At 51.4% G+C, this 15,308-nt stretch carries 14 protein-coding genes and 1 pseudogene; 4 read left to right on the forward strand and 11 right to left on the reverse strand.

The genetic code is table 11. The features are described 5' to 3' along the window. Positions 1 to 19: 19 nt before the first annotated feature. The 4 genes from HB631_RS17535 to HB631_RS17550 form a co-directional block, all read right to left on the reverse strand. A complete protein-coding gene (locus tag HB631_RS17535) occupies positions 20 to 1,150 on the reverse strand; it encodes a glycosyltransferase family 4 protein (RefSeq protein WP_213992467.1) in 1,131 nt (376 codons plus the stop codon). Then, positions 1,147 to 2,223: a putative lipopolysaccharide heptosyltransferase III gene (rfaQ, locus tag HB631_RS17540; protein WP_213992468.1), complete on the reverse strand. Its 1,077-nt coding sequence runs from the start codon at positions 2,221 to 2,223 to the stop codon at positions 1,147 to 1,149. The genes HB631_RS17535 and rfaQ overlap by 4 nt, the downstream gene beginning before the upstream one ends. A gap of 63 nt (positions 2,224 to 2,286) precedes the next feature. After that, positions 2,287 to 3,288 carry a glycosyltransferase gene (locus HB631_RS17545; protein WP_213992469.1) on the reverse strand — a complete coding sequence of 334 codons (1,002 nt, stop codon included), beginning with the start codon at positions 3,286 to 3,288 and terminating at the stop codon, positions 2,287 to 2,289. 136 nt (positions 3,289 to 3,424) lie between these two features. Then, a complete protein-coding gene (locus tag HB631_RS17550; RefSeq protein WP_213992470.1) occupies positions 3,425 to 4,522 on the reverse strand; it encodes a glycosyltransferase in 1,098 nt (365 codons plus the stop codon). Positions 4,523 to 4,739: 217 nt separating this feature from the next. On the opposite strand from HB631_RS17550, the gene HB631_RS17555 reads away from it, so the two are divergent. Next, entirely contained in the window at positions 4,740 to 5,693 is a 954-nt protein-coding gene (locus tag HB631_RS17555; protein ID WP_213992471.1) for a deacetylase, read from the forward strand. A gap of 130 nt (positions 5,694 to 5,823) precedes the next feature. Further along, complete coding sequence (locus HB631_RS17560; RefSeq protein WP_255557085.1) at positions 5,824 to 6,810, forward strand: glycosyltransferase family 9 protein; 987 nt, start codon at positions 5,824 to 5,826, stop codon at positions 6,808 to 6,810. Positions 6,811 to 6,955: 145 nt separating this feature from the next. Here the strand turns inward: HB631_RS17560 and HB631_RS17565 are convergent, their stop codons facing one another. From HB631_RS17565 to envC, 7 genes and pseudogenes are all read right to left on the reverse strand, one after another. After that, positions 6,956 to 8,131 (reverse strand): O-antigen ligase family protein, encoded by a 1,176-nt coding sequence (locus HB631_RS17565; RefSeq protein WP_213992473.1) that lies wholly within the window; start codon positions 8,129 to 8,131, stop codon positions 6,956 to 6,958. Further along, positions 8,118 to 8,795, reverse strand: a complete 678-nt coding sequence (locus HB631_RS17570) for a sugar glycosyltransferase (RefSeq protein WP_345945720.1) — start codon at positions 8,793 to 8,795, stop codon at positions 8,118 to 8,120. The genes HB631_RS17565 and HB631_RS17570 overlap by 14 nt, the downstream gene beginning before the upstream one ends. Before the next feature lie 249 nt (positions 8,796 to 9,044). After that, positions 9,045 to 9,992, reverse strand: a pseudogene (rfaC, locus tag HB631_RS17575) (lipopolysaccharide heptosyltransferase RfaC); the annotation flags it as partial. Continuing rightward, positions 9,992 to 11,038: an ADP-heptose--LPS heptosyltransferase RfaF gene (rfaF, locus tag HB631_RS17580; protein WP_213992476.1), complete on the reverse strand. Its 1,047-nt coding sequence runs from the start codon at positions 11,036 to 11,038 to the stop codon at positions 9,992 to 9,994. The pseudogene rfaC and the gene rfaF, both read right to left, overlap by 1 nt. Positions 11,039 to 11,066: 28 nt before the next feature. After that, positions 11,067 to 11,999: an ADP-glyceromanno-heptose 6-epimerase gene (gene rfaD, locus HB631_RS17585; protein ID WP_213992477.1), complete on the reverse strand. Its 933-nt coding sequence runs from the start codon at positions 11,997 to 11,999 to the stop codon at positions 11,067 to 11,069. Between the two features lie 83 nt (positions 12,000 to 12,082). Further along, positions 12,083 to 12,958 (reverse strand): divergent polysaccharide deacetylase family protein, encoded by an 876-nt coding sequence (locus tag HB631_RS17590; RefSeq protein WP_213992547.1) that lies wholly within the window; start codon positions 12,956 to 12,958, stop codon positions 12,083 to 12,085. Between the two features lie 49 nt (positions 12,959 to 13,007). Next, entirely contained in the window at positions 13,008 to 14,309 is a 1,302-nt protein-coding gene (gene envC / locus HB631_RS17595) for a murein hydrolase activator EnvC (RefSeq protein ID WP_213992478.1), read from the reverse strand. 249 nt (positions 14,310 to 14,558) lie between these two features. Here envC and HB631_RS17600 point away from each other — a divergent pair, with 249 nt between their 5' ends. Further along, entirely contained in the window at positions 14,559 to 14,990 is a 432-nt protein-coding gene (locus HB631_RS17600; protein ID WP_213992479.1) for a rhodanese-like domain-containing protein, read from the forward strand. Positions 14,991 to 15,012: 22 nt separating this feature from the next. Beyond that, a complete protein-coding gene (grxC, locus tag HB631_RS17605; RefSeq protein WP_213992480.1) occupies positions 15,013 to 15,264 on the forward strand; it encodes a glutaredoxin 3 in 252 nt (83 codons plus the stop codon). Positions 15,265 to 15,308 lie beyond the last annotated feature (44 nt).

The raw sequence follows: 15,308 nt of genomic DNA on the forward strand, positions 1-15,308 counted from the left end.
TCATTGATATCCGGTGCTTTTAATCTCCCAGCAGTTGCCGGTACAGCTGAGTCAGCTGACTGGACAACCGGGCGGGCGTGCACTCTATAACCCGTTCGCGGGCGGCGAGGCCCATCTCGGGACGCCGATGGCGTAACGGGACGGCGTTCACCCATTCTGTAAGCGTTTTCAAATCCAGCGCGTCGCAGACATATCCCTCGACCCCCGGTTCGATAAACTCGGCGCCGCCGCAAGTCTCGCTGGTAATCACCGGCAAGCCGCAGGCCATGGCCTCCAATATCACGTTGGGGAACGGATCGTACAGCGTCGGCAGAATCAAACCGTCTGCCGCGTGATAAAAGGGTAACACGTCCTTTTGTATACCGACGAAACGGATGCGTTGCCGGCACCCCAGGCTGCTGGCGTAAGCAAGATATTTGGCTTGATGCTTGTCCTGGCCCACCACAACCAGGTAACGATCGGTGGCGGCTATGGCTGCGATGGCCTGTCGCAATCCTTTGCGCTCAAAGCCGGACCCGACATAAATCAAGGTACAGGCTTCCTCCGGCAGGGAAAGCCGCTCACGGGCCATCCGGCGTTGCTCAGGACCTGACGGGTAAAAACGTGACGAATCTATGGCGTTGTAAATCAGGGCGAATTTATCCGGCGGCACCTGATAACAGCGGATAATGTCATTCATCACCATGGCGGAGTTGCAGATGATTTTTTTCAGCGAGGCTGAATGAAACATCGCTTCTTCCGCCCCGAGCACGTAACGATGATAGCCGCTCATGGAGGTCAGCCACTGCTGCCACGGCGTGTCGATGCGCGCCCGCTGCTCAAGCCATACCTTGTGAACGCCGTCGCCGGCGCGAAATACGTCGCACCCGGCGATACGTTCATGGCTTTGCACCAGGTCGAACCGTTCACGTTGCCAGCACCTTTTTGCCGCGTCGGCAAAACCGCGCTCCCGGGAGATGCGTCCCCATTTGGCCGGATTGCAAATATGAACATGCCAATCCGGGCGCGGCTCCCCAGACCATTGCCGGGTCAGTATATTCAACTCAAGATCTTCGCTGTCCAGGGCTTCCAGCGCGCGGGAAATAAAACGTTCCGCTCCGCCGTCGGGACGGTATTTTTGCCGGACAATCGCCAGCCGGATTTTTTTCATGACAGATATCCCCGTGCGGCCTGGAGGACGGCATCCACCGGTATGGCGCTCAAATAACGTTGTTCAGTTTTTGTATCGATGTCGTCCGGCGACGGCAGCTCTGCAAAATCGCCGGCCCAGATGACGGTGCTGTTCTCACTCCAGGGCCGCCAAAAAGTCAATTTGGTGGGGCCGAACAGGGCGACGCAGGGCGTATTCAACGCGGCCGCCATATGCATGGGCGCCGAATCGACCCCGATAAACAGCCGTGCACCGTCAATGACAGACGCCAGCTGCGTTAAGGTCAGTTCCCCCGCCAGGGAGACAACCCGGGGATTATGGCATAAAGACAGAATATGCCCGATCATATCGCGCTCGCTTTTATCCGGCGCGGCGGTCAGTACGATGGGTAAATCTTGTTCCTGCAGCGCATCTATCAGTTCCGCCACCTTTTCATCATCCCAGCATTTATAGCCCCAGCGGGAGGTGGGCTGTATAACCACATAGTCACCGGTGATGCCCCGGGATGACAGCAAGGTTTGACGATGGGCCTCATCGGCAGGGGAGTAATACATCGACGTGCCACGGTCGATTAGGGGAATATCCAACGGTGCCAGAATGCTGAGATTTTGTTCGACGGTGTGCAGTTGGCCGTGGTTAACGGTGGAAACCAGCCGGTTATGGGCCTGGCGCCAAAAAAAAGATTGCCGCTTCGGATAATCGAAACCGATCCGCACCGCCGCCCCGCTGAGATAAGTGATTATCGCGCTGCGCCATTGGTCGGCCAGATTAATCACGATGTCATAATGCCGCGATCGCAGGGCTTTTATCAACGCGGTTTCCTGGTGGATTTGATGTCTGACGCCCTGTTTTTTCCATAACCGATCGATGACATGGATTTGTGTCAGCGCCGGATGATAGCGCAGGATGGCCTCGGTTTCCTTGTATAACAGTATATCGATTTCAGCAGCGGGATACTGCCGGTGCAGGGTATTGATAACCGGTGTGGTCAGCAACATATCGCCGTGATGGCGTAGCTTAATCAGGAGAATTTTTTTAACGGGGATCGGTAATACGTTATGAGATATAGGCATGTTGTCTGACCTAAGAAAATCCAGCGTTGATTTTAGGTCAAGACAGGGCGGGAGAGAAGCGGATTATCCAGGCTTACGCCAGGCATATATTCTTCGCAGCCACAGCATAAGCTGATACCACTGTTTTATGCCGCGGGCATTGCGAATCATGCGCTTATGTGTGCCGCTGGCGAAAATATCATTAAGGATAAGCTGCCTGGCCACCGGATCCGGCTCTCGACGCACCGCATGGCAAACGGATAACGCCTCATGGGTCACCTGCAAATGAAATTCACGGTACATTCTCACCTTGCCATGGTACCGGTGGTTAATATCCTCCAGTAATTCGGCAATGCGAATGTAATGACGCTGATATTCGACATTTTTCATGCCAATTCTTTTTTGATTACTGATGGATTGGTCATGAATATAATAACGATACAGCACTTCCTGTGTGTACCTCACCCGGCGGGCGTTAAACATCAATTCCGTGGTCCATGGAATATCCTGATGATGTAAACCAGGCACAAACTGCAGGTCAAGCTGCTTTATCAAGGAAAGCCGGTAAATGCCCAGCCAGACCACATGTAAATAGCGTCTGGTGGCCAGGGCTTTATGCAACCAGGTCGGACCGTCTATTACGCCGGTGGAGGTTAACCGGTCGAGGGGAATCAATGTTTTGATTTCCCCGGACCCCATAAAATACCGCTCGCCATTGCATTGTGCCACGTCCAGGTCATCTTGTTGCGCCATGTCCACTAATGTTCGGTACAGTTCAGGATAAAGCCGGTCGTCCGCATCGGGGAACGTCACATATTCCCCGTGGGCTATGGCCATGCCGGCGTTACGCGCCCTTGAAACACCGCCATTGGGCTGGTTGATGATAATAATATTTTCATAACGCTCGGCATATAACCGTGCAAGGGCGTCGGATCCATCGGTGGAGCCGTCGTTAACAATTATTATTTCCAAATCTTTAAGGGTTTGCGCTACCAATGACCGCATAAAATCTTCGAACATCGCCCCGGCATTATACAACGGAACGATAACGCTGAGCTTACGTAGCGGCTTATCGTTATTTAACATTTTGCAATATTTATCTCTGGCAACACCCACTGTCCAAATTGGGCACTGTTAAATTCTTACTGAATAATAACATAAGCTGATGTTTTGAGAGCGCTGATTTCCCCCGCGCCTGGCCGCGCCTACCACAATTAACCTATTAACCCTCGGCTAATGCGGCATATTTCCGGCAAATGGCGGCGATACTATAGGATTCCAGCGTACGGGGATCGATTAGAGGAGGGTTTTTATAAATTGTAAGAATTTTTTCCGCCAGGGATACATCGTTCATTTCCGCCAGGCCACGGGCCAGATCTCCGGTTAATATTTCGGCGGGACCGCCGGGGCAGCGGGTACTGACTACCGGCGTTTGGCAAATCAGCGCCTCCACCAAGACATTACCGAACCCTTCGCTGTCGGAGCAGAGAATCAGTACGCGGGCATGCTTGATATAAGGATAAGGATTCGCGGTAAAGCCTCTGAATATCACCCGGTCCGCGATATTCAATTCTCTTGCCAAGGCTTGCAGGGCGCTCAGCTCCCTGTCACTGCCCTGGCCCATAATCATCAGAGGCGATTGAATGCCGGTACGGGCATAGCTTCTGAGCAGCCGGTCATGGCGTTTGTGGGGATGTAATCGGCCCACATGAATAAGGTAATCCTGTCCCGCCATATCGCAGGGTTCAGACGCCAGCCGGAGAATGTCTTCGATATCGAACGGATTATTGATGACCGCCGATTTAGCGGGAGTCACGGCAAATTCACCGGTCATATCTTCCAGAACCGCGCGGGAGACGGCGGTAATATTGCGATGTCGATACACCCGGCCAATCTTGTAGCGCTTGATGGCGCGGGAAAACCCTTTGCGATGGCCGAGATAAGAGGGGGAAAACATGCCATGGAGGCAAAACCAGACTTTTTCAGGATCAAGTGCTTGGCTGCGGGCCACGATGCGGTCGGTTTTATGCAGATGGGAAATGACCAGATCGAATTTACCCTCCCGCTGCTCGGACTGGATAATGGCCGAATCCAGTTTTTTAGCCCGGCGGGAAAGTTCGGTAAGCTTACGCCAAGGAACGCGGCACTCATCGACGATGGCTTTATAATCGATTCCGGCGGGTAGCGTATAATCGCAAACGGAACGTAATGAAAATAGGGAGATGCGATGGCCGTCGGCCAACATTCCCTGAGCGAGGGTCAATAATACTTTCTCAGCGCCGCCGCCCGGCAACCCGTCGATGATCATCAATACACGCATGCGTTCTTATCCCATTACCTTGCCAGGTTCATTTAAGGTGCGATCCTACCCTAAGGCAACGATAAAATCCTGCGGGTGTTGACCATCTGTTTCCTTTTGCCATGGACATATTGCCAATGCATTTGCTCTAATGTCCAATGGGGCTTGATTTTCGGGGTTTGCCCTCTCGGCATCGGCAGCGTAACATACCGAACTCTGATTTCCAGGGATTTTTCAAATGAATCAACCCGCATTTATTATTACGATTGATACGGAAGGCGATAATCTTTGGCGCAATCATGAGCAAATTCTGACCAGAAATGCGCTTTTTTTGCCCCGGTTTCAGGCGTTGTGCGAAAAATTCGGTTTTAAACCCGTCTATCTCACCAACTATGAAATGGCGATGGATAATGAGTATGTTGAATTCGCGAAAGATGTCATCGCCAGGGGCCACGGCGAGGTGGGCATGCATCTGCATGCATGGAACAGCCCGCCGTTAGTTGATTTAACCGGTGATGACGGGCGGCACAAGCCTTATCTGATTGATTATTCAAACGAAATGATCATCGCCAAAGTGCGGTTTCAGACGCAGCTGCTGGAAGAGACATTCCAGACTAAAATGCTCAGTCATCGCGCCGGGCGTTGGGCGCTGAATGAGTTCTATGTAAAAGTATTGATTGAAAACGGCTATCGCATCGATTGTTCCGTCACGCCACGGGTCGATTGGCGTCGTTCTCCCGGCGCACCTCAAGGCCGGGGCGGAACAAATTACATCGGCTTTCCCGATCAGGCCTATTTCATCGACCCGGAAAATATTGCCGCTGCCGGTGACTCTCCGTTACTTGAAGTGCCGATGAGCACCCGCTACAAGCACCCAGGCTGGGTCAATACCGTCAAGACGCTTTATGACACTCTCAGGGGCAAACAACGCACGCCGTCGGTGCACTGGCTGCGCCCTCAAGGCGGTAACGTGGCAAATATGCAATTGGTGGTTGATACCATGCTGGCCCGAGGAAGCGATTATGTGGAATTTATGCTGCATTCATCCGAACTGATGCCCGGCGGAAGCCCTACTTTCACCGATGAAGCCGCCATCGAGCGGTTGTATGCGGATATGGAACAGCTGTTTGAGTGGTTAAAAGGACGTGTCGTTGGCATGACATTGGCAGAATTTTACCAAAAAAAGACATGAGCCTCGAGAAATGAAGAAAAAGAAAGTTTTCCTGATTTATATTTTACTGAGTATTTATAATAAATTTTTTGGGCATTTAAAAGAAAGCAAAACGTTAAATGCAGCTTCTGAATTTAACCGTATCGCTATAATGTCTACTACCGCATTAGGTGATCTTTTATTCAATACACCGGCCATTCACGCATTACGTAAACGCTATCCTGCAGCTCATTTTACTTTGGTTTCAAGCAATAAGAACAGCGCCATGGTGGAAGGCAGCCCCTATTTCAATAAGATAATCTATTGGGATAACAAAATTAAGCATGCCTATGGCGTGATTAAACAATTACGGCAATCCAGGCCACAGCTGACTGTCATACTTCATTCGCATATGCCCTACGATGTGCTCATCGCCGTGATGGCGGGCAGCCATTATATCATGCGTGACAATTATGCGACGGATTCGCAATTACTGAATCCCTTGTTGGCGGCTTTTTCAGGAAAATTTAACGGTCATATCATTTCACGCAAGTTAACGTTGCTGAACATTCTGGGATGCGATACAGGCGACACCAATATGCATATACCCGTGGATTTCGAGCGTCTGGAAAAAATTCCCCATCAAATCAATATCGGCTTCCAAATGGGGGCATCGGAGACTATCCGGCAATGGCCTATTTATCGTTTTACCGAGCTGACCCGGTCTATTCTTGCCCTTAATTCGGCAATGGCTCAATACCGTATTACCCTGATCGGCAGTGGTAAGGAAACGGATCTGGCTGATGCGTTTATGGCGTCGTTAACCACCGATGAGAGACAATATATCGTCTCACTGGTGGGAAAAACCAGTCTGAAGCAGCTGCTATCACACATTGCCAATTTGGATATGTTGGTGACCGGTGATACCGGACCATTGCATATCGCGGTTGCCCTGAACGTCAAAACGGTCAGCCTGTTCGCCACGGCGAATCCCCACCATACCGGGCCGCTGCAGTCGTTGGAATTGCACAAGATTATCTATGTTAAAGATCGATTGGATGCCGGGGAGTCTGCTCCAAAGGATTTCCCGTTGGCGATTATCTCCGCCGATGAGGTGTTTTCCGAAATCAAAAAGCTGGCCTCGCCTAATATACCCTAAATCATTCGAGTTGCAGGAAGGCGGCGACACACCGACAAATCTGCCTGGAGCAGAATTGAACGCTGCCTACAGCGGCCAGAGGGGCCGAGTATTGCCAACGCACCTGCAGGTTGAAGTATGACGGGTATAAGCGGGTTAAGTATCCTCAGCAAGTTTTTTCAACCGGCGGGCTGAGTATAATCGCCAGGGGAAACCAAAATAAATACCATGTCACGCCGGGGTTGCTGACGACAAACATGCCTTGGGTGGTAAAGAAAAAAATCATAAACAGAAATAACGAAGCTTCAAACCCCTGCCGATGGGTCAAATGTTTTTTCGCCATGCAGAGGCCATATGACAGAACACCCCCCAGTAAAAACAATCCGACGACGCCGCCCTTTAGCAGAGCGGAGAGATAGAGGCTATGTGTGGTCTTGACCGGATCGTTAAGACTATTGATAAAATTTAGTTCTTTGTTGAATCCCCAGCCGAAAAAAGGATGTATTTTCACCATATCCAGGGTATGCACCCAAATGCCGACACGAATGAAGCTTTGCTGGTACGCGGTCTCAAATCGGTTAAATAAGATATACTCAAAATTCATCATTACAATGAACGATGCCAGCATAATGATGAAAATCAGAAAAATAACGATATGATGCTTTCGAATAGCCGGTTTCAATAATAAAAGAGGCAAAAGCGAAACAACGAATGAGAGCAATGGTCCTCGGCTCTGTGTCAGGATAACACCAATAAACAAAAAAGGTATTGGCAGGTAGAACCACTTGTTATTTGTATCCCTGATCGTTATCAGACATAAAAAAATCCCAAGACAAAAATAGCCCGCCAGGTCAATAACATTTGATGGTGAAGCGAAAAAAGAAACTGTTAACCTATTGGTGAGGATAGTCGGCTTATCAACGCAATAAAAAATTAAGAACAGTAGAACCAGAATCCCGGCCAACGCGAAAAGTAACGCCCCGTTTTTTTTTCCATTGAGGCAAATTTGGCGATAAATGAATAAAAAAGCCAGTAGATATAAAGAATGAGTTACGGCTGAGGTAAAGTCCCTGGGATTATCCGACCAAAGTGTACTGAGGCAGAAGTAGAGCAGAAAGCCTGCTGTGATGAGAAAACCTTTTTTGAAGGCAGTATCCTTGAGAAAAATTCCCACCAATTTTTTCTTGTCGGTAAAAAGAGTTATTACCAGCAGTATAAGGGACAGATGAAATAAATTATTGACCTTGCTATAACCGCAAAATATTGCGCTAAACATTAAAAACAATTGATAGAAAAATATATAATTTTTTTCGGAAAATTGTTTAATCCTAATGGACGTCATAAATATCGACCTTTTCAAATATATCATTACCCAATGCACTGTGTTTGGAGAGATTTTTGACGGTAATGCCTTTCTTCTTCAACACAATGCTGGCATGCCTAAAGGCGGGTTCTATCAAATTGGTGAATTTCTCATCGAGAAAACAGGGCAGCTTATTCTTTTCATTCTCATAAAAACGCGGTTGAGCAAAATTATTCATGTCCAGGCCGGCGACATATACCGTCTGAAAGCCCATAAACGCCACGATTTGCAATGCCCAATACACAACTGTACCGGCATCAAAAATCCCGCTGCGGATGTCATTGTTGAAGGCGATATGCTTGTGTTCGGGGCAGATTGACACTTCTCTGGCGTTGCCATAAGTATCCCAAATTTGACCCGGTATCACTTTACGTTGATAAATCTTGTAACAAGCGTCTTCAATTATCACCACTTTGCATTGTATTTTTGATGAGGTAAATGCGTTGATGATTTTAACCACGCCGTGCAAGGTGGTAAACAGTGTGATAGCGGGATTGAATATCACCCCTTTTACCATCTCGAGTTTTTTATCGATAAAAGTCATATCAACAATGACATAAAATTGAAAATCTATTTTATCCTTCAGAGCATAAGCCCCGTTGACACCCATTATCGGCATCGCGGGGATACGAGAAAAATCCATATCCTTGATGGATGGCCCCGTGGCGGTGATAAGGATGTTTCCGGCATGCTGTCCCTTGAATGATGAGAGTTTTCGCATTGTTACCGATTCACCCCGATAGCGCAGTGATGTTATCTCACCGGTGGGCGCACGGGTTATTTTCACGTACGGCCATAAATTCTCATTGTGCCTAAAGGCCCGTGATCGCGTATACCGGTAGATTTGCTTAAAAAATGTACTCATTTTTCACTCAATATCGTCAAGCAATTCTGCAATATTAGCGGGTTTAATGTCTTTCATGTAATGACTTCCGGCAGGTGCTGTCACAAAAATCTGATTCTTACCATAACTGCCAATCAATTTGGGATCGGTGGGGCCATAAAGTACGATATTGGGACGGTCTAACGCGGCAGCCAAATGACTTAACCCTGTATCAACCGAAACCACCGCTTTTGCACCGGCCAACACCCTGGCAACTTCACTAAGTGTAAGTCTTGGAAGTACTTCAACATAAGGGAAATTTTCTGAAAGTCGTACCGCACGCTGAAATTCCGGCTCCGAACCCCAGGGTAATTTGATTTTGAGGCCGCGAGCCGCCATCAAACCAATTAATTCACGCCAGTGCGATTCCGGCCAGTGTTTTTCCGCCCGGGTGGTGGCATGTAAAAATACCAGGTACGGTGCGGCGGCCGGCTGATCCGGCGGAGAGCTGAAATGCCCTGCGATGGCATAATCGCCTTTTACCGGCGGAACCTTATAACCCAGGCTGATGGCGAAGAGTTGGCGGATGCGCTCTACGGCGTGCTGACGGCGGGCAACGGCATGACGTTGGTTATAAAACCAGCTGGCGAAAGGTTCGCGCGCGCTTTTACAGTCCAGGCCGTGCTTTTCTCCCCTGGCGACGCGGGTGACCAGGGCCGCGCTTTTGATCAGTCCCTGGGCGTCAATCACCCGGTCATACTGCTGGCGTCGCAAGAGCTTTTTGAAGTCGCAGCGCTCCTGGCGGGCAACGTTGCCGAACCAGTTTTTTCGCCAACGCCTGATGGCCACCGATATCACCTGTTCCACTGCCGGATGCCAGGACGGAATTTGCGCAAAACTTTCTTCCACTGCCCAGTCGAAACGAATGCCGGGTAGGGCGTGCATGGCGTCCGTCAAGGCGGGCAGAGTATGCAGGATATCCCCCATGGAAGAGGTTTTGACGATGAGCACCCGCATCAATTTTCCTTACCGGCGGCAAGGAGGGTATTGAGTTCGCCCATGACCTGTTCAGGCTGGATATCAATAAGACTCTGGTGATAACCCTGGGCGTCGTCGCCTTTACGTATCCTCTGGTAGCCGGTAATCAGCCGTATCACCCGTGCCCGGCGGGAGAGCGGCGGGGTAAAATCGGGACTGCTGGGGCCATAGAGCGCCACCAATGGCCGATCCAGCGCGGCGGCCACGTGCATCAAGCCCGAATCGTTACTCACCACTGCCCGGCAGGCGGCAATCAGGGTAACGGCCTGTTCAAGGGATGTGGCGCCGGCCAGGTTCCGGCAATAAGGCCTGTCGTTCACCGGCAGCAGAGCGATAATTTCATTCCCCGCCGGCTGGTCTTTCGCCGAGCCGAAAAGAACGGTTTGGTATCCCCTGTCAATCAGCGATTTTGCCAGGGAGGCATAATGGTAATGAGGCCAGCGTTTGGCTGGCCCGAACTCCGCGCCGGGGCAAAAGCCCACCAGGGGACGGCCGTTATCCAGGCTGAAATTTTTTACGGCAGCCGCGGATTCAGTTTCGCCGACCCGTAGGCGCGGCCACGGCAAGGGTTGTGGTAACTCCTCAGCCGAGCGGATGGCTCCGGGATAAGCCAGTGCGACATAACGCTGAACCATCAGGGGAAATGCGGTTTTATCCAATACCCGCAAATCGTTGAGCAGCCCGTAGCGCATTTCGCCGCGCCACCCGGTGCGTTTCGGGATGCCGGCAAAAAAAGGCACCAGGGCTGACTTGAAGGAGTTGGGCAATATCAATGCCCGATGATAGTGTTCATCCCTCAGTTCCCGTCCGAGCCGGCGACGTTCCCAGAGCTGCAGCGCTCCATGGCCGAGAGGCATGGGCAGCGCCCGGCGCACCTCCGGCATCCGATTAAGCAGCGGACGACACCAGGCCGGCGCCATCACGTCTATTTCCGCTGCGGGATGAAGATCCTTTATGCTGCGATACAAACTTTGCGACATCATCATGTCGCCCACCCAGGATGGCCCGATAATCAGTATTTTCATGCCGCCGATATCTTCCCTTGCGCTAATTTCAACGGGTGCGATTGAGCCAGGCCAAATAGGTGGACACCCCTTCGGCTACTGTTTTGAATGGCTTATCGTAACCCGCGGCGCGCAATTGGGTTAAATCGGCTTGTGTGTAGGCTTGATAGCGGCCTTTAAGTTTCTCGGGAAAATCAATATATTCAATCTGGCCTTTTTTATGGAAATCCAATACCGCATCCGCTACCGCCTGGAATGACTCGGCCCGGCCGGTACCGCAATTAAAAATGCCGGAAACCCCGTTTTGCCAGAACCACAAATTCACCTCGGCGACGTCGCCGACATAGATGAAATCGCGTTTGAACCCCTCGCTGCCGGAAAATAATTTAGGATTCTCACCGGCGAGGATCTGGTTGTTAAGATGAAAAGCCACGCTGGCCATACTGCCCTTGTGTCCTTCACGGGGTCCGTAAACATTGAAATAGCGGAACCCGCAAATTTGTGAATCCGTCTGCGGCAACAGGGTGCGCACATACTGGTCGAACAAGAATTTAGAATAGCCATAAACGTTTAGCGGCTGTTCATACTGACGCTGTTCGATAAAGTTTTCCGTCCTGCCGCCATAGGTCGCGGCGGAAGACGCATAAAGGAAGGGAATCGTCCGTTCAAGGCAATAATGCAGTAATTCCTTAGAGTATTGATAGTTGTTGTCCATCATATACTTCCCGTCCCACTCGGTGGTGGAAGAGCAGGCGCCTTCGTGGAACACCGCTTCTATATCGCCGAAATCGTCGCCGGCGATGATACTGGCGATGAAATCCTCTTTATCCATGTAATCGGTGATATCCAGGTCCACCAGATTGACAAATTTGGTGCCGTCCTTGAGGTTATCCACCACGAGGATATCGTTATACCCGACATTATTCAGAGACTTAACAATATTGCTGCCGATAAACCCGGCCCCACCAGTGACGACTATCATGGATTAACCCTTGTTTAATCTTGGCGGAGCAGGCACTGCGTCTGCCCCTTTATGGCTCTTAGCATAGCATTTTCGGCGTAAGCTTAATATCCGTCCGGCGCGGAACTGAACCAATGCTTAATCTGTATCACCCACGGCGTCTGATCCAAACTCGAATATATCACCTGGAACATCACATCGGCGTAAACCGGCGGCGGAGCCTGCTTCACGATACATTGCGGAATGCCCCTAAACGGACGACGGGGCCGGACAGGCGCCGGTGACGGCGCGGGGACGGGTGATAAAGCATCGTTCAGCAGCGAGCTGGGAGCCACCAGCACGATATCCGACGGCAAGGCCGGCAACATCTGCTGCAGCACTTTGACGGTATTCGGGTGAGGGTGGCCGATGGCTATTGCAAAGCCGTTACGGCGTGCCAAGGCTATGGCTCGGTTGAATTGCCCCCGGATGTCGTCTTCGTTGGCGGTGTCGTCCAGGAACACATTGCGTTTGATCACCTTGACCCCGGTGCCGGCCGCCGCCTGGCGCGACTGGCTATTCCCGATGGTCATGCTATCGAGAAAATAAAAGGGATAATGACTCAGCACCTGCATGACATTCTGCATGCCGTTCAGGTTGGAGGTCATGGCGCTGCCCATGTGGTTGTTCACGCCGACGGCATAGGGAACTTTGCTCACCGCATCACGCACGATGCGGGCAATCTCATCCCGGCTCATGTCCGGGCGCAACGTGCCCCGTTCCAGGGGCTGCTTGCTCAATGGCGCCATCGGCAGATGGATCAGGACCTCCCGCCCCTGAGCGTGGGCCTTGCGGGCCATTTCCGCGGCGTAGGGCGCGTTGGGCAATACGGCAATGGATATGGCGGTGGGCATGGTCAACACTTGATTTTCATTTTGCGGACGATAGCCAAAGTCATCAATGACAATGGACAGCCTGCCGGCAATAGCGAATATCGGCATACCAAGCAGGAGCAGGAGTATCAGGGCCGCCAGTTTTTTTAACAACACGCTATCTTCCTAACCATGGCAACGGGTTGACCGCCTGGCCACGACGACGAATTTCGAAATAGAGGGCGGAGGTATCCTGCCCGCCGCTAGTGCCCACCAGCGCGATGGGCTGGCCGGATTTAACCTGATCCCCCACCTTCACCAGGGCGCTTTGGTTGTAGCCGTAAAGACTCATATCCCCTTGGCCGTGTTCAACCACCACTACCAGGCCATAGCCTTGGAGCCAGTCGGCCATCAGTACGCGGCCGTCGGCAATGGCTTTGACTTCGGTACCTTCCGGGGCGGCGATAACCATGCCCTTCCAACGAAGCTCACCTTGCAGGGATTCACCGAACCGGTGCAGGGTCCGGCCCCTGACCGGCCACATGGCTTGCCCGGCGGGCGCACCCAACCCGCCGGTACGGGAGATAAGCTCCCGTTCGCTGTCGGAAGGTTTATAGGTCGCTCCCTGACGTTTAGCCTGTTCCTGCCGTTCCCGAACCTGCTGCGCCTCGCGTTCTTCCCGCTCGGCACGGGCTTTGGCTTCCCTTTCGGCGCGGGCGATATCGTTTTGCAGGCGAGTTTCGTTTTGCCGCAGTTCGTTCAGGCTCAGCTGATCCTGATGAATGGAAGTGTCCAGGGCGGAGAGCGTTTTCTTTCTCGCTTGACGGGCGTTTTCCAGCGTTTTCTGCTCCGATTGCTGCTGTCGCAACAATGTTGCCTGCCGCAGCTGTTTTTGCTGCAGATCGGTTTTCTGGGCCGCCAACTGCTGCCGGGTCTGTTTGAGATCTAGAATGGATTTTTCCCGCGCCTGATTGAGATAGCTGAAATAGGCCAGAATCCTTTCGCTGCGCTGGCTCTCCTCTCCGCTTAATATCAACTGCAGGCCGGAGTTGCGACCCTGGCGGAATGCCGCGTCCAATTGTTGAGCCAGCAGCTTCTGCTGGGCCGTCTGACGCCCTTGAAGCTGCTTGATGGATTGGCTCAAGCGGTCGATATCCGCGGTTAACGACGCCAGCGTGCCTTGTGTCTCGCGCAGGGCCCGGCTGGATTGGGAAATGGACTCTTCCTGTTTTTTCAGCTGACTTAGCAACGCGCCGCGCTGTTGTTGCTGTTGCCGAACGCTTTTTTCTTTCTCGGCGATGTTTTGCTGCAGGGTTTTAAGCTGTTGTTTATTGTTGTCGTCGGCATGTCCGGCCACAGGCAATAACATTACGCCAGCATAAAACAGGCTGGCGTAAACATGTCGCTTTAACGTAGAAAAATGGCCTTGGCCGCCGTTTTCCCTGATATTCACTCTTTTCAACGATGCCTTTCCCCTCATTGATAAGATTATTTCACGTTGAACAGCGGCTTACCAGTTATCTATGGCGTAATTCCGTGCCCCTGCGCATCGGCACGCGCGTGTAAGAGATATAATTAAGCGATAAAGCCCACCCTTTTTAGCGACATGGGGCGCAATGTGGTTAGTTTCTTCTTTCCGGCCATGTATATTGGCTGAATTTGCCGTAATGCGAGGGTATACTCGAAGCCTTTACTGCGTGGCCACAACTCACGGGAGCTTTTACACCCCATGCAAGAAATTATGCCGTTCGTTAGCGATCACCCCATGCTTTGTCTGGCCTGGGTCGCTTTATTGATCGCCGTTATCGTAACAACGCTAAAAACACGTTTTTCCAAGGTGAATGAAATTACCCGCGGCGAAGCCATCCGTCTGATCAATAAGGAAGATGCTGTTATAGTTGATCTGCGCGGCCGGGATGACTACCGTAAAGGGCACATTGCCAACGCGTTGAATCTCACCTCGGCCGAGGTTAAAAACGGCAGTCTTGGCGAGTTGGATAAAGCCAAAACGAAACCGGTTATCGTGGTATGCGCAACCGGCACCACGTCGCGTGAACCGGCGGAAAACCTGAACAAAGCAGGCTTTGAACGGGTTTATGTCCTTAAGGAGGGCATATCCGGCTGGAGCGGAGAGAACTTGCCCCTCGTACGGGGCAAGTAAGACAAACTTGATAGGGGGAACCATGGCCAATATTGAAATCTATACCAAATCGACTTGTCCATATTGCCATCGCGCCAAGGCTTTACTCACCCGCAAGCATGTCGTATTCCAGGAAATACCCATTGACGGGGATGCGGATAAACGGGAAGAAATGATTAAACGCAGCGGTCGTAACACGGTTCCACAAATTTTCATCGACGGACAGCATGTGGGTGGCTGTGATGATTTACACGCACTAGATGCGCGCGGCGGATTGGACCCCCTGCTTAAATAGGCCGGGAGGCAGACGCGCGCACGGGTGCATGAAGCAAAATTAAC

This window comes from Sodalis sp. dw_96 (assembly GCF_018449575.1).
Lineage (GTDB): Bacteria > Pseudomonadota > Gammaproteobacteria > Enterobacterales > Enterobacteriaceae > Acerihabitans.